The sequence below is a fragment of the Streptomyces incarnatus genome, from assembly GCF_001027185.1.
GTDB lineage: Bacteria > Actinomycetota > Actinomycetes > Streptomycetales > Streptomycetaceae > Streptomyces > Streptomyces puniciscabiei.
The window spans coordinates 6092000-6110883 of the sequence record NZ_CP011497.1; the positions used below are offsets into that span (position 1 = coordinate 6092000).

The 18884-nt window shown below is 71.4% G+C and carries 14 protein-coding genes; 7 read left to right on the plus strand and 7 right to left on the minus strand.

Going from position 1 to position 18884, the window contains the following annotated elements; all coding sequences use genetic code 11:
• Positions 1-102 precede the first annotated feature (102 nt).
• Positions 103-1149 (plus strand): FAD-dependent monooxygenase, encoded by a 1047-nt coding sequence (locus tag ABB07_RS27540; RefSeq protein ID WP_208901231.1) that lies wholly within the window; start codon positions 103-105, stop codon positions 1147-1149.
• Between the two features lie 58 nt (positions 1150-1207).
• On the opposite strand, the gene ABB07_RS27545 is transcribed toward ABB07_RS27540, so the two are convergent.
• Positions 1208-2395, minus strand: coding sequence for a globin domain-containing protein (locus ABB07_RS27545; RefSeq protein WP_208901232.1), 1188 nt, complete (start codon positions 2393-2395; stop codon positions 1208-1210).
• Between the two features lie 325 nt (positions 2396-2720).
• Here ABB07_RS27545 and ABB07_RS27550 point away from each other — a divergent pair, with 325 nt between their 5' ends.
• Positions 2721-4082, plus strand: a complete 1362-nt coding sequence (locus tag ABB07_RS27550) for a glutamine synthetase family protein (RefSeq protein WP_208901233.1) — start codon at positions 2721-2723, stop codon at positions 4080-4082.
• Positions 4083-4139: 57 nt separating this feature from the next.
• Here ABB07_RS27550 and ABB07_RS27555 read toward each other — a convergent pair whose 3' ends face one another.
• The 4 genes from ABB07_RS27555 to ABB07_RS27570 are packed head-to-tail and all read right to left on the minus strand — an operon-like array spanning position 4140 to position 7643.
• Entirely contained in the window at positions 4140-4424 is a 285-nt protein-coding gene (locus tag ABB07_RS27555) for a hypothetical protein (protein WP_208901234.1), read from the minus strand.
• Positions 4425-4478: 54 nt separating this feature from the next.
• Positions 4479-5498, minus strand: coding sequence for a TolB family protein (locus ABB07_RS27560; RefSeq protein ID WP_208901235.1), 1020 nt, complete (start codon positions 5496-5498; stop codon positions 4479-4481).
• Positions 5495-6754: an MFS transporter gene (locus ABB07_RS27565; RefSeq protein ID WP_208901236.1), complete on the minus strand. Its 1260-nt coding sequence runs from the start codon at positions 6752-6754 to the stop codon at positions 5495-5497. The genes ABB07_RS27560 and ABB07_RS27565 overlap by 4 nt, the downstream gene beginning before the upstream one ends.
• Position 6755: 1 nt before the next feature.
• The gene (locus tag ABB07_RS27570; protein WP_208901237.1) at positions 6756-7643 is read right to left on the minus strand and encodes an alkaline phosphatase family protein; all 888 of its coding nucleotides are present in this window, start codon (positions 7641-7643) and stop codon (positions 6756-6758) included.
• Between the two features lie 645 nt (positions 7644-8288).
• Between ABB07_RS27570 and ABB07_RS27575 the strand changes: the two genes are divergently transcribed.
• A complete protein-coding gene (locus tag ABB07_RS27575; protein WP_208901238.1) occupies positions 8289-11288 on the plus strand; it encodes a bifunctional [glutamine synthetase] adenylyltransferase/[glutamine synthetase]-adenylyl-L-tyrosine phosphorylase in 3000 nt (999 codons plus the stop codon).
• Here the strand turns inward: ABB07_RS27575 and ABB07_RS27580 are convergent.
• Entirely contained in the window at positions 11270-12130 is an 861-nt protein-coding gene (locus ABB07_RS27580; protein WP_208901239.1) for a phosphatase PAP2 family protein, read from the minus strand. The genes ABB07_RS27575 and ABB07_RS27580 overlap by 19 nt on opposite strands.
• Positions 12131-12198: 68 nt before the next feature.
• Entirely contained in the window at positions 12199-13233 is a 1035-nt protein-coding gene (locus ABB07_RS27585; RefSeq protein ID WP_279617403.1) for a LacI family DNA-binding transcriptional regulator, read from the minus strand.
• A 344-nt stretch (positions 13234-13577) separates the two neighbouring features.
• Between ABB07_RS27585 and ABB07_RS27590 the strand changes: the two genes are divergently transcribed.
• The 4 genes from ABB07_RS27590 to ABB07_RS27605 all read left to right on the plus strand — a co-directional run bounded on the left by ABB07_RS27590 (position 13578) and on the right by ABB07_RS27605 (position 18734).
• Positions 13578-14852: an extracellular solute-binding protein gene (locus ABB07_RS27590; protein WP_208901241.1), complete on the plus strand. Its 1275-nt coding sequence runs from the start codon at positions 13578-13580 to the stop codon at positions 14850-14852.
• A 102-nt stretch (positions 14853-14954) separates the two neighbouring features.
• The gene (locus ABB07_RS27595) at positions 14955-15959 is read left to right on the plus strand and encodes a carbohydrate ABC transporter permease (RefSeq protein ID WP_208901242.1); all 1005 of its coding nucleotides are present in this window, start codon (positions 14955-14957) and stop codon (positions 15957-15959) included.
• A gap of 19 nt (positions 15960-15978) precedes the next feature.
• Positions 15979-16884 (plus strand): sugar ABC transporter permease, encoded by a 906-nt coding sequence (locus ABB07_RS27600; RefSeq protein ID WP_208901243.1) that lies wholly within the window; start codon positions 15979-15981, stop codon positions 16882-16884.
• A 155-nt stretch (positions 16885-17039) separates the two neighbouring features.
• Positions 17040-18734: a glycoside hydrolase family 13 protein gene (locus ABB07_RS27605; protein WP_208901244.1), complete on the plus strand. Its 1695-nt coding sequence runs from the start codon at positions 17040-17042 to the stop codon at positions 18732-18734.
• Positions 18735-18884: the final 150 nt, after the last annotated feature.

Here is an 18884-nt window from a genome sequence, read left to right on the forward strand (position 1 = left end):
GCCGCAGGGCGGCTGATCCCGGTGACCGAAAGCCGTCGTTGATCGCCGGGCGGACCTGGGCAAGGCTGGTCCCCGACTCGAACACGACGACGGGGGTACGTCATGAAGGTCCTCATCTCCGGTGCGAGCGTCGCAGGCCCGGCGCTCGCTTTTCTCCTGCACCGTGACGGCCACGAGGTGACCGTGGTCGAGCGTGCCCCGGCGCTGCGCGACAGCGGCTACGCCGTCGACTTCCGGGGCGCGGCCTTCGACGCGCTGGCGGACCTCGGGATCCTCGAGGAGGTGCGCGGACACGCCACCGGGATGCGCGGCACGGATCTGCTGGACGCCGACGGCAACCCCGCCGGTGAGCTGCCGGCCGAGGTCTTCGCCGGTGAACTGGAGGTGCCCAAGCGGGAGTTGACCCGCATCCTGCACGAGCGCACGCGGGACGCGGTGCGCTACGTCTTCGACGACTCCGTCAACGCCGTCGAGCAGGACGCCGACGGCGTCCGGGTCGGCTTCGAACGGGCCGCTCCGGACACCTTCGACCTGGTCGTCGGCGCCGACGGCATCTACTCCGTGGTACGCCGCCTGGTCTTCGCCCCGCACGGCGAGGTGATCCGGCACCTCGGCCTGTCGGGGGTCGGCTTCACCACCCCGAACCACCTGGGCCTGGACCACCGGGGCGCGCTGTGGCTGACCCCGGGCCGGGGGGTGTACGCCTTCAGCACGGCCGACCCGGAGCGGATGTCCGTCAGCCTCTCCTTCGCCAGCGACTCGCCGAAGCTGGACCTGCTGGACCGCGCGGAGCAGGAGCGGGTCGTCCGGGAGCGGATGGCCGGGGCCGGCTGGATCGTGCCCCGGCTGCTGGACGACATGTCCGCCGCCGGGGACCTGTACTTCTCCTCGGCCTGCCAGGTCCACCTGGACCGCTGGTCCGAGGGCAGGGTCGTGCTGGTGGGCGACGCCGGCTACTGCGCCGCCCCCACCTCGGGCATGGGCACCTCCCAGGCCCTGATCGGCGCCCGCGTCCTCGCCCGGCACCTCGCCGAGTCCGGCGGCGACCACACCAAGGCCTTCGCCGCCTACGAGCAGGAGCTGCGCCCGTACGTGGCGGAGAACCAGGAGACCGGCCGCGAGGGCGCCCGCCGCTTCGGCGCCGAGTGACCCGGAGGCCGCAGGTCCGCCGGACCCCGCGACGCCGGGGTGATCCGGGCGAGAGGGCCTAGCCCTGGGCCAGCCACAGGTCCGGCCCGAAGACCTCGTAGTGGATGTCGGCCGGGGCCACGCCCTTGTCGATCAGCTGGGTCCGGACCGCCCGCATGAAGGGCAGCGGCCCGCACAGGTACGCGCGCGTCCCGGCCGGTACGGCGATGCCGGCCAGGTCGACCAGGCCGGTACGGGTGCCCGGCTCGGCGTCCTGCTCGTAGAAGAAGTGCACGGAGGCGTCCGCGAGCTTGCCGGCGTACGTCTCGTGGTCGGTGCGCAGGGCGTGGTCGGCGGGGGAGCGGTCGCCGTGGACGACGGTGACCGGGCCGCCGCGGCCGCCCGCCGCGAGGTCGGCCAGCATCGCGATCATCGGGGTCACACCGATGCCGGCGGAGGCGAGCAGCAGGGGGGTGCCGGCCTCGGCGTCCAGGACGAGGTCGCCGTACGGCTCGGACAGGTCCAGGACGTCACCGACGCGCACGCGCGCGTGGAGGTGGTTCGAGACCTCGCCGTCGGGCGCCGCGTCGTCGCCCCGCACCCGCTTCACGCTGAACTGGCGGAGCGTCTCGCCGGGCGCGCCGGAGAGGCTGTACTGCCGTATCTGCCGGGCGCCGTCGGGCAGCTCCACCTGGACGGAGACGTACTGGCCGGCGCGGAAGTCGCGCACCGGGCCGCCGTCGGCGGGCCGCAGCCGGAAGGTGACGACGTCCGCCGTCTCCTCGATGCGCTCCACGACCTCCCAGGGCCGGCGCTCGGTGCTGCCGCTCTCCTCGTACAGCCGCTTCTCGATGGCGATGAGCGCGTTCGCCATCAGCCAGTAGACCTCGGTCCAGGCGGCGGCCACCTCGGGCGTGACGGCCTCGCCGAGGACCTCGGCGATGGCGGCGAAGAGGTGCTCGTGCACGACCGGGTAGTGCTCGGGGGCCACGCCCAGGGAGGCGTGCTTGTGTGCGATGCGGCCGAGCATGGCGTCCGGCCGCTGGTCCGGGCGGTCCACCAGGTGCGTCGCGAAGGCGGCGATGGATCCGGCGAGGGCCTGCTTCTGGGCGCCGGAGGCCTGGTTGCCGCGGTTGAACAGGTCCCGCAGCAGTTCGGGGTGGGCGGCGAAGAGGCGGGCGTAGAAGCGCTCGGTGATCTCGCCGATGGCCGCGCCGACGGCGGGAAGGGTGGCGCGGACGGTGGCCGCGGACTGCTCGGACAGCATCGGATCTCCTCGGATCTCGTCGGATCTCTTCACATCTCGACTGATCGAAACGCTAGGAAAAGTTGCATCTGAGATGCAAATTATCGAGGCGTGGTTTCCCTCACGTCCGAAGCGGATCGGCCATTACGGATGTCGGTCCGAACAGGCAAGATGGGCCACACGGCAGTACACCTGCCGTACGAGAGGCGTTCAGGCCGAGGACGCATCCGCGATCAAGGTCCGCAACGCGCGTGAAATGGTGTTGTGGTGGGATGCTCAGGTGCCCGACCGCCTCCCGCGGGACGGGGGACAGGCGGCCTGACCAGCAAGGATGGGGAAGCGGAAGATGGACAAGCAGCAGGAGTTCGTGCTCCGGACACTGGAGGAGCGTGACATCCGGTTCGTACGGCTGTGGTTCACGGACGTGCTGGGCTTCCTCAAGTCCGTCGCCGTGGCCCCCGCCGAGCTGGAACAGGCCTTCGACGAGGGCATCGGATTCGACGGCTCGGCCATCGAGGGCTTCGCCCGGGTCTACGAGTCCGACATGATCGCCAAGCCGGACCCCTCGACCTTCCAGGTCCTGCCGTGGCGCGCGGAGACCCCCGGCACCGCCCGCATGTTCTGCGACATCCTCATGCCGGACGGCTCCCCGTCCTTCGCGGACCCCCGCTACGTGCTCAAGCGCGCCCTGGCCCGCACCTCCGACCTGGGCTTCACCTTCTACACCCACCCCGAGATCGAGTTCTTCCTGCTGAAGGACAAGCCGCTCGACGGCTCCCGCCCGACCCCGGCCGACAACTCGGGCTACTTCGACCACACCCCGACCAACGTCGGCATGGACTTCCGCCGCCAGGCGATCACCATGCTGGAGTCGATGGGCATCTCGGTGGAGTTCTCCCACCACGAGGGCGCGCCCGGCCAGCAGGAGATCGACCTGCGCTACGCCGACGCGCTCTCCACGGCGGACAACATCATGACGTTCCGCCTGGTCATGAAGCAGGTGGCGCTGGAGCAGGGGGTCCAGGCGACCTTCATGCCGAAGCCCTTCTCCGAGCACCCCGGCTCCGGCATGCACACCCACCTGTCCCTCTTCGAGGGCGACCGCAACGCGTTCTACGAGTCGGGCGCCGAATACCAGCTCTCCAAGGTCGGCCGCTCCTTCATCGCGGGCCTGCTGCGGCACGCGGCGGAGATCTCGGCCGTCACCAACCAGTGGGTGAACTCCTACAAGCGCATCTGGGGCGGCTCCGAGCGCACGGCCGGCGCCGGCGGCGAGGCCCCGTCGTACATCTGCTGGGGCCACAACAACCGCAGCGCCCTGGTCCGCGTCCCGATGTACAAGCCCGGCAAGACCGGCTCGGCCCGCGTCGAGGTCCGCTCCCTGGACTCGGGCGCCAACCCCTACCTGGCCTACGCCGTCCTCCTGGCGGCGGGCCTGAAGGGCATCGAGGAGGGCTACGAGCTCCCGCCGGGCGCCGAGGACGACGTCTGGGCCCTGTCCAACGCCGAGCGCCGCGCGATGGGCATCGAGCCCCTCCCGCAGAACCTCGGCGAGGCCCTGACCCTCATGGAGAGCAGCGACCTGGTCGCCGAGACCCTCGGCGAGCACGTCTTCGACTTCTTCCTGCGCAACAAGCGCCAGGAGTGGGAGGAGTACCGCAGCGAGGTCACGGCCTTCGAGCTGCGGAAGAACCTGCCGGTGCTGTAGGCGACAGTCGGCCCGCCCCTCGGGGCGGGCCGTTGGTTGTCCGTCGTCGCCGGCGTCTCACCGCCAGGCCGGGAGCGAGTTCGAGTCCGAGGCGGGGTCCGGGCCGGGCTGCTGGGCGCGTTCGGGGTGGACGTGCGGGCGGTTGTTGCAGGCGTCGTACACCGAGCTGCCCGTCCACGGTGCCGTGAGCGGGACGATCCCGAGGGCCGTCTCGCAGAGCTTGTTCGGGGACAGGGGCCGGCCGGCGATGTTGATGCGGCCGTGGGTGCCGTCGGCGTGGGCGGGGGCGGCGAGCGCGAGACCCGCGGCGGTGAGCGCGACGAGCGCGGTGGTCTTCTTCACGCCCTGGTCAACGACACCGAATCGGCCCAGGTCACGCGGCTGACGACGGTGCGGTTATCCGATGTACGCCGGCGACACCGCGGCCGTGCTGATCCGCCGCCCCGCTCCCGACCCGTCCGCCGGGACCTCGTACAGGTCCGCGCCGTAGTCACCGGGCAGCGCGTACACGACCGTACGGGCGTCGCGCCACACCACCTGGTCGTCCACGCTCCTCCGCTCGGCCAGCGGAGTCTCCCGCATGGTCCGCAGGTCCAGGACGTACAGACGCCAGGGCGCGTCCTTCGGCAGGCCCCCGACCCGCTTCTTGTAGGCGATCCGCGTGCCGTCGGGCGAGAGCGACGGGCACTCGACGTTCGCGTGCAGGGTGGTGACCGTACGGGTGCGCAGGTCGCCCCGGACCAGATACGTCCTGCCCTTCGTCGCGAGCGTCGCGTAGAACGTGCGGTCGTCGCTCGCGAACGTTACCCCCCAGAAGTTGACGTCCGCCGCGTGAGAGGTGTGCCCGTCCTTGACGATCCGGAAGCCCTCCAGGGACGGGATCAGCTCACCGCTCCTCGTGTCCACGATCGCCGCCCGCGTGGAGAAGTTCGTCCCGGCGTAACTGTCACCGCCCACGAATGCCGTCCAGGCGGCGAAGTGCCCCGTCGGCGAGACCCGGGCCCGCGACGGAATGCCCGGGACGTCGTACCGGTGCACGGTCCGCAACCGCGCGTCCAGGATCAGCGCGCGATAGGTGTCCGAGACCGGCCCGTGCACCGCCTGCAGACACACACCGGTCCCCGAAGCGGCGTGGAAACGCAGGCACTTGAGCCCGGAGGCGGTCCGCGCCCCCGAGGGATCGCCGGCCGCGACGGCGACCAGCTCGTCCCGGTGCGGCCCCCACGCCATGTTCCGGAACACCAGCCGCCCGCGCCCCGTCAGCGTCACCGCCCCGGCCGTGACCCGCGGGCCGCCCGCCTGCGCCCGGTCGCGGCGGTCGGCCCGGGCCGAGGCGTGCAGCACCGACGCCAGCCCCACCGCCGCGAGCACGGCGACGGCGGCGACCAGGATCAGGACCCGGTTGCGTACGGTCATGCGGGCACCGCTCCCTTCGGACGGACGACGACGGAGAAGACCCCACAGCCGACCAGCGCCACCGCCGCGCCCACCAGCGCCGCACGGTCGCCCCACAGAGTCCAGGCGGCGCCGAACAGCAGACTGCAGGCGAACCGGGCCAGCGCCTGCCCGGTCTGCACCAGGGCCAGCCCCGACGAGCGCAGCGCCTGAGGCACCCCCTCCGAGGCCGCCGCCATCAGCACCCCGTCGGTGGCCGCGTAGAACGCGCCGTGCAGAGCGAGCACGACATACGGCAGGGCCCGGCCGTGCCACGCCGTCAGCAGCAACCCGTACGCGACCAGCAGACCACCGTGCCCGCCCACGAAGACCGCCCACCGGCCCGCCCGGTCCGCGAGCCGCCCGAGCGGCACCGCCAGCAGCAGGAAGGAGGCGGCCGTACCGAGCGGCAGCAGCGCGAACCACCGGTCCGGCACCCCGAGACGCCGCTGGAGCAGCAGATACACGAACGAGTCACTCACCGTGGCGAGCCCCAGCAGCAGCGCACAGACGGCGATCCGCCGCAGCCCCCGCCGCCGCAACAGCCCCACCGCACCGCGCAGGCTCGGCCGCTCCTGCACGACCACACCACCACGCCCGCCCGGCACGAACAGCACCAGGACCACCACACCCAGCACCGCGACACAGAAGCTGACGGTGAACACCGCGTCGTAGCCGTCCACCGTCGCCCGCAGGATCAGGAAGGCCACCAGTGGGCCGAGCAGCGCACCCGCGGTGTCCATGGCCCGGTGCACGCCAAAGGCCCGCCCCCGCGCCTGCGGCGTACTGGACAGCGAGATGAGGGCGTCCCGGGGCGCCGTCCGCAGCCCCTTCCCCGTGCGGTCGGCGGCGAGAACCAGCCCGATCGGGGTCAGCGAGTGAGCGACCAGCAGCAACGGCTTGCACAGGGCCGACACCGCGTACCCGAACCCGGCGACCCACTTGTGCCGCCCGCCGCCGCGATCCGCGAGATGCCCGCCGACCAGCCGTACGACCGCCGAGAACCCGTTGTACACACCGTCCAGCAGCCCGAAGCCCAGCGGCGATAGACCGAGCCCGCTGACCAGGTACAACGGCAGCACGGCGGTGACCATCTCGGACGACACGTCCGTCACCAGGCTGACCGTCCCGAGCGCGAGCACGACAGGCCCGACCGCGGCACGGCGCCGCCCGGCAGGTGGCCGGACGGCACCGTCCGCGGACGCCGGCGTACCCGCGCGGCTGTCCGCGACGTACACCTCAGGACGCCCAGATACCGGTGATGTCCTGGGCGGACCCCGCGTTACCGGCGTGCGTGTCCAGCCCCTCCAGATCTTCCAGGGTGCGCAGCAGGTCGTAGTGGTTGTAGGTCGTGGAGCTGGACGACCCCGCGGCCACCGGCTGCCCGTACAGCACGGTCGGAATCCGGTTCCCGCTCAGCCGGTTGTCCTCGTCGAAGGTGACGACAAGCAGGCTGTTGTGCGTCTTGGCCCACGTCGCATAGGCGCCCAGGTTGTTCTTCAGCCAGGTGTCACCGGTGGACACCGAGCAGTCGTGCATGTCGCTGCACAGGTTGGGGACCACGTACGACATCTGCGGCAGCTGGGTGAAGTCGGTCGGGAACTGGTCGAACGTCATGGCGCTCTCCGCCGGCACGTTGCTGAATCCGAACCACGGGTTGTGCTTCTGGGCGTAGTCGCCGCTGCTGCACGTGGTGTCACCCTGGCTGGGCAGATCCTCGTTGTAGCTGGCCCAGGTACGGCCCGCCCCGATCACCTCGGACGCCAGGTTGGGGGCCGAGGAGAATCCGGGCGTGACACAGCTGTCGTCCGTGATGCCCTGGGTGTCGCCGGAGAACATGGCGTAGTAGTTCGGCTGGCTCGGGTGGGTCTCGGCGTACGACTGCGTCAGGCTGGCGCCTCCCGCCTTCAGCGAGTTGATGTACGGGGCGCGGGAGGAGCCGATGACCTGGCTGTAGGCGTGGTTCTCGAAGACCACGACGACCACGTGGTCCGGGCTCGGCACGGCGCCCGCGGCATGCGCGGACTCTGCGCCGATCCCGGCCCACAGCCCGAACGCGGCCGCGGCGAGGGCCGCTGCGGCCGCCACGACGGTACGGGCACGGCGGTACACGGAACTGCCGGACACATCAACCTCCGGTGTGGGGGGTGGGACGGGGCTGGCGGTGCGGACAGAGCATGCACACGCCAACATTCCCGCGCGCCACGGCACCCAACCGAGAGAGTGAAGAACGGATGAACTGCCGACTACCCGCAGCGGCCGGCGCGCGAACGACGGCCCGCAGCCGCGCACGGCGGGAAGGGGACGTGCCGGGTGGTGTCCGCCCGCAGCGGCCGGCGAAAAGTCCCTGCACAACGCGGCAAACAGCCCGCCGGACCGAGGACGGACACCACCCGGCGCGGCACCGACTCCCACTGAACCGCAGGCGCGACCCCAGCCTCAACGCACCCGCACAGGCCGCCGCAGGCATACGACCACGCACCCGCACCCGACCACGCACCCGCACGAGCCGCCGCACCCGCGACCCCGCCCCCGCACGGGCGGCCGCAGGCACCCGACCACGCACCCGCACCCGACGACACACCCGCACCCGCACCCGACGACACACCCGCACCCGCACCCGACGACACACCCGCACCCGCACCCGACGACGCACCCGCCCCCGCACGGCCGCCACCCCCACCGCCCCCCACCCCGCCGTCCCCAAGCCACCCCCCGCCCCTCCGGTTAGGCTCTGGCCAGGACGACCGCATCCGAGGGGAGGCCACGGAGATGACGCCGGGGCGTAGAAGCAGTACCTTCACCCGCCTGCTCCGACACGGCTTCACCGACCCCTCCGCAGCCGAGCGCCTCCTGGACGGCCCGGAGCTCACCCCCGTCCGCAACGACCCCGTCCTCCTGGAGGCCCTGGGCGCCACCGCCGACCCCGACCTCGCCCTGCACGGCCTGGTCCGCCTCCTGGAGGCCCAGGACGGCAACACGGCCCACCGCGCACTGCTGGACACCCTCATCGCGGCCAAGCCCCTGCGCGACCGCCTCCTCGGCGTCCTCGGCGCCTCCGCCGCCCTCGCCGACCACCTGGCCCGCCACCCGAGCGACTGGCACGCCCTGGTCACCTACGAGCCGAGAGACCTGCACCCCGGCGTCGAGGAGTTCGAGCGCGGCCTGGCGAAGGCCACCGACCCCGTCTCCCTCCGCGTCGCCTACCGCCGCTGCCTGCTCTCCATCGCCGCCCGCGACGTCTGCGGCACCACGGACGTCGCCGAGACGGCCGCCGAACTCGCCGACCTCGCCACCGCCACCCTGCGAGCCGCCCTGGCCATCGCGCAGGCGCAGGCACCCGCCGACGCCGCCGCCTGCCGCCTCGCGGTGATCGCGATGGGCAAGTGCGGCGGCCACGAACTGAACTACGTCTCCGACGTGGACGTGATCTTCGTGGCGGAGGCGGCCGAGGGCACCACCGAGGCCAAGGCGCTCACCGCCGCCACCCGCCTCGCCTCGCACCTGATGCGGATCTGCTCGGAGACCACCGTGGAGGGCTCCATCTGGCCGGTGGACGCCAACCTCCGCCCCGAGGGCCGCAACGGCCCCCTGGTCCGCACCCTCTCCTCCCACCTCGCCTACTACCAACGCTGGGCGAAGACCTGGGAGTTCCAGGCCCTGCTCAAGGCCCGCCCGGTGGCGGGCGACGCGGAACTGGGCCAGGCGTACGTCGACGCACTCGAACCCATGGTCTGGAAGGCCGCCGAACGCGAGAACTTCGTCGCGGACGTCCAGCAGATGCGCCGCCGCGTCATCGAGAACATCCCGGTGTCCGAGCTCGAACGAGAGCTCAAACTCGGCCCCGGCGGTCTCCGCGACGTCGAATTCGCCGTCCAGCTGCTGCAGTTGGTGCACGGCCGCACCGACCAGAGCCTGCGCAGCGGCACCACCCTGGACGCCCTGCAGGCGCTGGCCGCCGGAGGCTACGTCGGCCGTGAGGACGCCGCCCGCCTGGACGAGGCGTACCGCTTCCTGCGCGCGATGGAGCACCGCATCCAGCTCTACCGCCTGCGCCGCACCCACCTCGTCCCGGTCGCCGAGGAGGACCAGCGGCGCCTCGGCCGCTCCCTCGGCCTGCGCACCGACCCGGTGGCCGGGCTGAACCGCGAGTGGAAGCGGCACACCGGCGTCGTACGCAGACTGCACGAGAAGCTCTTCTACCGCCCGCTCCTCGACGCGGTCGCCCAGCTCGCCCCCGGCGAGGCCCGCCTGAGCCCCGAGGCGGCCCGCGAGCGCCTCGTCGCCCTCGGCTACGCCGACCCGGCAGCCGCCCTGCGCCACCTGGAGGCACTCGCCTCCGGCGTGACCCGCAAGGCGGCCATCCAGCGCACCCTGCTCCCCGTCCTCCTCGGCTGGTTCGCCGACTCCGCGGACCCGGACGCGGGCCTGCTGAACTTCCGCAAGGTCTCCGACGCGCTCGGCAAGACCCCCTGGTACCTGCGCCTGCTGCGGGACGAAGGGGCGGCCGCGGAGAACCTGGCCCGCGTGCTGTCGGCGGGCCGCCTCGCCCCCGACCTCCTGATGCGCGCCCCCGAGGCGGTGGCCCTGCTGGGCGACGGCGACGGCGGCGGCCTCGCACCCCGCGGCCGCGCTCCCCTGGAGCAGGAGATCCTGGCCGCCGCGGGCCGCGCGGAGAACGCCGAGCAGGGCGTCACCGCGGCCCGCGGCGTGCGCCGCCGCGAGCTGTTCCGCACCGCCGCCGCCGACATCGTCGGCTCCTACGGCACCGAGACCAGCCCCGCCGAGGCCGACCAGGGCGCCCTGGTGGACCGGGTCGGCGCGGCGGTCTCCGACCTCACCGCCGCCACCCTCGCCGGCACCCTGCGCGCGGTGGTCCGGGACGGCTGGGGCGACACGCTGCCCACCCGGTTCGCGATCATGGGGATGGGCCGTTTCGGCGGCCACGAGCTGGGCTACGGCTCCGACGCGGACGTCGTCTTCGTGCACGAGCCGCAGGACGGCGTGGACGAGCACGAGGCGGCCACCGCGGCCAACAAGGTCGTCGCCGAGATGCGCCGCCTGCTGCAGCTGCCCAGCTCCGACCCGCCGCTGCTCATCGACGCCGACCTGCGCCCGGAGGGCAAGTCGGGCCCGCTGGTGCGCACCCTGAAGTCGTACGAGGCGTACTACCGCCGCTGGTCGCTGGTCTGGGAGTCCCAGGCGCTGCTGCGGGCCGAGCCGGTCGCCGGGGACGAGGACCTGGGCCGCCGCTTCACCGAGCTGATCGACCCCCTGCGCTATCCGGCGCACGGCCTCGGCGAGGACGCCGTACGCGAGATCCGCCGGCTGAAGGCCCGGATGGAGTCCGAGCGCCTGCCGCGCGGCGCCGACCCCAGGCTGCACACCAAGCTCGGCCCGGGCGGGCTGTCCGACGTCGAGTGGACCGTCCAGCTGTTCCAGCTCCGGCACGGCTGGGAGCAGCCCGGTCTGCGCACCACCCGCACCCGCCAGGCGCTGGCCGCCGCCCGCGACGCCGGGCTGCTGTCCGCGGAGGAGGCGGAGATCCTGGACGAGGCCTGGGTGCTGGCGACGCGGGTGCGCAACGCGGTGATGCTGGTGCGCGGCCGGGCCGGGGACACCTTCCCCACCGAGCCGCGCGAGCTGGCCGCCGTGGGCCGCTACCTGGGCTACGGCGCCGGGCACGCCGGCGACATGCTGGACGCCTACCGCCGCACCACCCGCAGGGCCCGCACGGTGGTGGAGGAGCTGTTCTACGGCACCGGAACCTGAGCCGGCCGCAGCGCCCTGCCCGGCGCCACCCGCGGCAACGCGTACGGCAGCGCGCCGTACCACATCCGCGCCACCGAGAACCCGAAGGCCAGGCAGAGCACTCCGCCCACGGCGTCCAGCCAGAAGTGGTTGGCGGTGGCGACGATGACCAGCAGGGTGGCCGCCGGGTAGAGCAGGCCCAGCACCCGCACCCACGGCACGGACGCCAGCGCGAAGACGGTCAGCCCGCACCACAGCGACCAGCCGATGTGCATCGAGGGCATCGCCGCGTACTGGTTCGACATGTGCTTCAGGTCGCCGGAGGCCATCGAGCCCCATGTGTGGTGCACCATCACGGTGTCCACGAAGTGCCCGTCGCGCATCAGCCGGGGCGGCGCGAGCGGAAACAGGTAGTAACCGGCGAGGGCCACACCGGTGGTCGCGAACAGCGCCAGCCGGGCCGCCGCGTAACGCCCCGGATGCCACCGGTACAGCCACACCAGCACACCGATCGTGACGATGAAGTGCAGCGTGGCGTAGTAGTAGTTCATCCCGATGATCAGCCAAGGCGCCGAGTTCACGGCGTGGTTGACGGACCGCTCGACGGCGATGCCCAGATGGTGCTCGGCGCTCCAGATCCAGTCGGCGTTGCGCAGCGCCTTGCCCTTCTGCTCCGGGACGGCGTTGCGGATCAGCGAGTACGTCCAGTAACTCACCGCGATCAGAAGGATCTCGAACCAGAGCCGGGGCCGCCGCGGCCGTCGCAGCCGGACCAGCGGACGCGGTCGCTCCTCGCCCGTGACGGCCTGCGGAACGGCCACCTCCTCGCGACCTTCCGACTGCGTCACGGTCGAGTCACTCATAGCCATCAAGTCTGCCAGAAAAGGGTCCTTCGACCGATCATCCCAAGGTCGGGTCCGGCACGCACTTTCTACGACGTACGGACGACATGCGGCGCCGAAGCGGTCGAACCGCGCACCACCAGCTCCGGCATGAACACGAACTCGCTGTGCGGCGCGGGCGTCCCGCCGATCTCCTCCAGCAACGTGCGCACCGCGGCCTGGCCCATCGCCGGCACCGGCTTGCGGACCGTGGTCAGCGGCGGGTCGGTGAAGGCGATCAGCGGGGAGTCGTCGAAGCCCACCACCGACACGTCCCGGGGCACCTCCAGACCCCGCTGCCGGGCGGCCCGTATGGCACCGAGCGCCATCATGTCGCTGGCGCAGACCACGGCCGTGCAGTCCCGGTCGATCAGCGCGGTCGCGGCCGCCTGACCGCCCTCCAGGGTGTACAGCGAGTGCTGGATCAGCTCGGTCTCGACCACCTCGGCCGCGAGCCCCAGCTGGTCCTGCACGGCCCGCACGAATCCCTCGATCTTGCGCTGCACCGGCACGAACCGCTTCGGGCCGAGGGCGAGCCCGATCCGGGTGTGCCCGAGCGACACCAGGTGGGTCACCGCCAGCGTCATCGCGGCCCGGTCGTCGGGGGAGATGAAGGGCGCCTGCACCTTCGGCGAGAACCCGTCCACCAGGACGAACGGCACGCCCTGCGCCCGCAGCCGCTCGTAGCGCTGCATGTCGGCGGTGGTGTCGGCGTGCAGCCCGGAGACGTAGATGATCCCCGCGACCCCCCGGTCCACCAGCATCTCGGTCAGCTCGTCCTCGGTCGACCCGCCGGGGGTCTGGGTGGCGAGCACCGGCGTGTAGCCCTGGCGGGTCAGCGCCTGGCCGATGACCTGGGCGAGGGCCGGGAATATCGGGTTCTCCAGCTCCGGCGTGATCAGGCCGACCAGCCCCTCGCTGCGCTGCCGCAGCCGCACCGGGCGCTCGTAGCCCAGGACGTCCAGCGCGGCGAGCACGGACTGGCGGGTGGTGGCGGCGACGCCCGGCTTCCCGTTGAGGACCCGGCTGACGGTCGCTTCGCTCACCCCCGCCTGCGCAGCGATGTCCGCAAGCCGTGTGGTCACGGCACTGGACTGTACCGGGCGTATGCCGCCTTGCACACCGACGGGACGCCGTGCGCGAGCGGCCGGACGGCCCGCCCTGGGTTGCTGCCTCATCGGGCTCCCTCGAGTTGGTGGCGGCAAGAGCTTGCAGAGTCTTGCACAAGTGTCGTCACTCCGGTGAGCGGTAACGACGGGGTAACCATCGTGTTCCCTTGCACTTTTTTTCTGCAAGGTCTTTCGCAACGCTTACAACGCTGTTACGTTCCTGGTCGCCCGGCCGCCGCAACGGCGCTGTCGGCAAGACCGCAGGGACGGCGGACGGGACCGCCCCTGCCTCACACGGGCTTAACCCTCAAGGAGAACTCATGCGGCGTGGCATAGCGGCCTCCGCGCTGGTGGCGTCCCTCGCCCTGGCGGCGACGGCCTGCGGCGGCGGGAGCAGCGACAGCGGCAAGTCGGACGGCCCGGTCACCATCACCTGGTGGGACACCTCCAACGCCACGAACGAGGCGCCGACGTACCAGGCCCTGATCAAGCAGTTCGAGGCTGCCAACAAGAACATCAAGGTCAAGTACGTCAACGTGCCCTTCGACCAGGCGCAGAACAAGTTCGACACGGCGGCCGGCTCCAAGGGCGCCCCGGACGTGCTGCGCTCCGAGGTCGGCTGGACCCCGGCGTTCGCGAAGAAGGGCTACTTCCTGCCGCTGGACGGCACCGAGGCCCTCGCCGACCAGGCCAAGTTCCAGCCCAGCCTGATCAAGCAGGCCCAGTACCAGGGCAAGACCTACGGCGTGCCGCTGGTCACCGACACCCTGGCCCTGGTCTACAACAAGGCCCTGTTCAAGAAGGCCGGCATCGCCGACGCCCCCAAGACCTGGGACGAGCTGAAGTCCGACGCCGCCAAGATCAAGGCCAAGACCGGCGCCGACGGCTACTGGGGCTCCACCCAGGCCTACTACGCCCAGACCTTCCTCTACGGCGAGGGCACCGACACCGTCGACGCGGGCGCCAAGAAGATCACCGTTGACTCGGCCGCCGCCAAGAAGGCCTACGGCACCTGGCTGAGCACGTTCTCCGGCAAGGGCCTGCACAAGGCCGACACCACCGCCGACGCCTACGCCCACATCCAGGACGCGTTCGTCAACGGCAAGGTCGCCGCGATCGTCCAGGGCCCGTGGGAGATCACGAACTTCTACAAGGGCAGCGCCTTCAAGGACAAGTCCAACCTCGGCATCGCCACCGTCCCGGCCGGCTCCACCGGCAAGGCGGGCGCCCCGACCGGCGGCCACAACCTCGCGGTCTACGCCGGCTCGGACAAGGCCCACCAGGACGCGGCGCTGAAGTTCGTGAACTTCATGACCTCGGCCTCCTCCCAGGAGACCATCGCCCTGAAGAACTCCACCCTGCCCACGCGTGAGGACGCCTACACCGCGCAGGTCAAGGCCGACCCCGGCATCGCCGGCTACCAGGCCGTCCTGCCCGCCGCCCAGCCCCGCCCGGCGCTGCCCGAGTACAGCAGCCTGTGGGGTCCGCTCGACACCGAGCTGCCGAAGATCGCCGGTGGCAAGGAGTCGCTGGACCAGGGCCTGAGCAACGCTGAGCTCGCCATCGCCAAGCTGGTGCCCGACTTCAGCAAGTGACGCCCGGGTGGCCGCCGGATCCTCTCGAAAAGGAGGGGAAGGATCCGGCGGCCACCGCCCTGTGCCCGGCCCACCCCCTGATCGTTTTGAAGGTGTCGAACCATGACAGTCGCCATCGACCGCGCGACCGGCAAGCGCCGCGGTGACCGCGCGCCTCGGCCCGGGCTGGGGCAGCGCATCAGGCACGGCTACCAGAAGTACTGGTACGCCTACGCGATGATCGCCCCGGTGGTCATCGTGCTCGCGGTGATCGTGGGCTACCCGCTGGTCCGCGGTGTCTACCTCACCCTCACCGACGCCAACAGCCTCAACTCGGCGCGCACGATCGGCGTCAACCACATCCCGGCCACCTACAAGTTCATCGGGTTCGGCAACTACAAGGACATCCTGTTCGGCCCGTTGTCGTACGACCGGTTCTGGTCGCACTTCCTGTGGACCGTCTTCTGGACGGTCGCCTGCGTGTTCCTGCACTACACCATCGGCCTCGGCCTCGCGCTCATGCTCAACGAGAAGCTGCGCGGCCGCACCCTCTACCGGGTGCTGCTGGTCGTGCCCTGGGCCGTGCCGACCTTCGTCACGGTCTTCTCCTGGCGGATCATGCTCTCCGACTCCGGCGTGCTCAACCAGATCCTGCACGCGGTGCACCTGCCGGAGCCGCAGTGGCTGGAGGACACCTTCTGGCAGCGGTTCGCCGCGATCATGGTCAACACCTGGTGCGGTGTGCCGTTCATGATGCTCTCGCTGCTCGGCGGGCTGCAGTCCATCGACTCCTCGCTCTACGAGGCCGCCGAGATGGACGGCGCCAGCGCCTGGCAGCGCTTCCGCCACGTCACCCTGCCGGGGCTGAGGTCCGTCAGCTCCACCGTCGTGCTCCTCGGCATGATCTGGACCTTCAACCAGTTCACCATCATCTTCCTGCTGTTCGGGCCGACCGGCGCCCCCGACGCCCAGATCCTCGTCACCTGGGCCTACTTCCTGGGCTTCGGGCAGCAGCCGCGCGACTTCGCCCAGTCCGCCGCCTACGGCGTACTGCTGCTGTCGATCATCACCGTCTTCACCTCCTTCTACTTCCGCTGGCTGAAGCGCAATGACCAGCTCGCCGTCTGACGCCGCAGGAGAAGCCGCCATGAGCACCACGACCCTTGAGAAGACCGAGGCCGGACCCGCCCCCGCCGCCCAGCCCCCGCGCCGTACGCGCCGGCGCGGCGAACGCGGCCCGCTCGGCGCCGCCCTCCTGCACGGCGGCCTCGCCGTCGCGAGCCTGATCGCGCTCGCCCCGGTGGCCTGGCTGATCTTCCTGTCGCTCGGCCCGGAGAAGGACGACTACCTGCACCCGGGCAAGATCCTGGGCAAGCTCAGCTTCTCCAACTACAGCTTCGTGCTGCAGCACACCGGCTTCTTCGACTGGTTCAAGTCGACGATGATCGTGGCCTGCGGCACCACCGTGATCGGCGTCTTCGTCGCCGCCACCACCGGCTACGCCGTCTCCCGGATGCGCTTTCCCGGCTACAAGCAGCTGATGTGGGTCCTGCTGCTCACCCAGGCCTTCCCGATCGCCATCCTGATCGTGCCGATGTACGAGATCTTCAGCCAGCTCGACCTCATCGACACCTACTGGTCGCTGATCATCATCAACTGCACCACCGCCGTGCCGTACAGCGCCTGGCTGCTCAAGGGGTACTTCGACACCATCCCCTTCGAGATCGACGAGGCCGGACGGGTGGACGGGCTCAGCCCGTTCGGCACCTTCTTCCGGCTGATCCTGCCGCTGGCCCGCCCGGGCCTCGCCGTCGCCGCCTTCTACAACTTCATCACCGCCGTCGGCGAGGTCGCCTTCGCGACGACCTTCATGCTGGACGACTCCAAGTACACCTTCGCCGTCGGCCTGCAGACCTTCGTCAGCGAGCACGACGCCCAGTGGAACTACATGGCCGCCACCGCGGTGCTGATCGCGATACCCGTGTCGGTGTTCTTCTACCTCGTGCAGAAGAACCTCGTCACCGGCCTCACCGCCGGCGGCACCAAGGGCTGAGTCCCTTTCCCTGAAGGACTCCCGCGCGCCTCACCGCGCGGGTAGGCGGCCGCGGTGACCATCCGACCCCGCTGTCACCGCGGCCGCCTCGCACCCCCGGCCCGCCGCTGACCCACGCCCACCATGACCCTGTTACGCAACGCATCAAGGACGCCATGAGCCAGCAGCACCCTGCCGCACCGGCCCACCACTCCGCCGCAGCCGCCGCATCCGCCGTCGCCGACCGCCGCCGCGACTGGTGGCGGGACGCCGTCATCTACCAGGTCTATCCGCGCAGCTTCGCCGACAGCAACGGCGACGGCATGGGCGACCTGGAGGGCGTACGCTCCCGCCTGCCGTACCTGCGCGACCTCGGTGTCGACGCCGTGTGGCTCAGCCCCTTCTACGCCTCCCCGCAGGCCGACGCCGGCTACGACGTCGCCGACTACCGCGCCGTCGACCCCATGTTCGGCAACCTGCTCGACGCCGACGCCCTGATCCGCGACGCGCACGCCCACGGCCTGCGCATCATCGTGGACCTGGTCCCCAACCACTCCTCCGACCAGCACGAGTGGTTCAAGCGCGCCCTCGCCGAGGGCCCCGGCTCCCCGCTGCGCGAGCGCTACCACTTCCGCCCCGGCAAGGGGAAGAACGGCGAACTCCCGCCCAACGACTGGGAGTCCATCTTCGGCGGCCCCGCCTGGACCCGGGTGACCGAGCCCGACGGCACCCCCGGCGAGTGGTACCTGCACCTCTTCGCGCCCGAGCAGCCCGACTTCAACTGGGAACACCCGGCCGTCGGCGACGAGTTCCGCTCCATCCTCCGCTTCTGGCTGGACATGGGCGTGGACGGCTTCCGCATCGACGTGGCCCACGGCCTGGTCAAGGCCGACGGCCTGCCCGACCTCGGCTCCCACGACCAGCTGAAACTGCTGGGCAACGATGTCATGCCGTTCTTCGACCAGGACGGCGTGCACGCGATCTACCGCCAGTGGCGCCGGATCCTGGACGAGTATGCCGGTGAACGCATCTTCGTCGCCGAGGCCTGGACCCCGACCGTCGAGCGCACCGCCCACTACGTCCGCCCGGACGAACTGCACCAGGCCTTCAACTTCCAGTACCTCGGCACCGAGTGGGACGCCGAGGAGCTGCGCGCGGTCATCGACCGCACCCTGGAGGCCATGCGCCCGGTCGGCGCCCCGGCCACCTGGGTCCTGTCCAACCACGACGTCACCCGGCACGCCACCCGCTTCGCCAACCCGCCCGGCCTCGGCACCCAGATCCGCACCGCGGGCGACCGCGAACTGGGCCTGCGCCGGGCCCGCGCCGCCACCCTCCTCATGCTGGCGCTGCCCGGCTCTGCGTACATCTACCAGGGCGAGGAACTGGGCCTGCCCGACGTCGTGGACCTGCCCGACGAGGTGCGCCAGGACCCGGCGTACTTCCGCGGCGCCGGGCAGGACGGCTTCCGCGACGGCTGCCGGGTGCCGATCCCGTGGACCCGCACGGGGTCGTCGTACGGCTTCGGCAGCGGCGGCAGCTGGCTTCCGCAGCCGGCGAGCTGGGGCGAGCTGAGCGTGGAGGCGCAGACGGGGGACCCCGGCTCGACGCTGGAGCTGTACCGGTCCGCGCTGAGCGCGCGCCGTGCCCGGCCGGACCTCGGCGCGGGCGACGCGGTGGAGTGGCTGCGGGCGCCCGAGGGCGTCCTGGCCTTCCGGCGCGGGGAGTTCGTGTGCGTCGCGAACGCGACGGGGGAGGCGGTGACGACCCCCGCGTACGGACGGGTGCTGCTCGCCAGCGGTGAGGTGACCGAGGCCGACGACGAGACGAAGGTGCCCGCCGACACGACGGTGTGGTTCACGGCCGTCTGACCGACGGCCTGACCGCCCCTCTGAAAGTTCTTGCATCAACTTCACAACGGCCCGCTGCCTTTCAGGCGGCGGGCCTTTAACATCTGCGTCACCGCAAGTTTGCTGAAACATTGCAGCAAGCGTCTTCAAGCGGTCTTTCCCAGCCTTCAA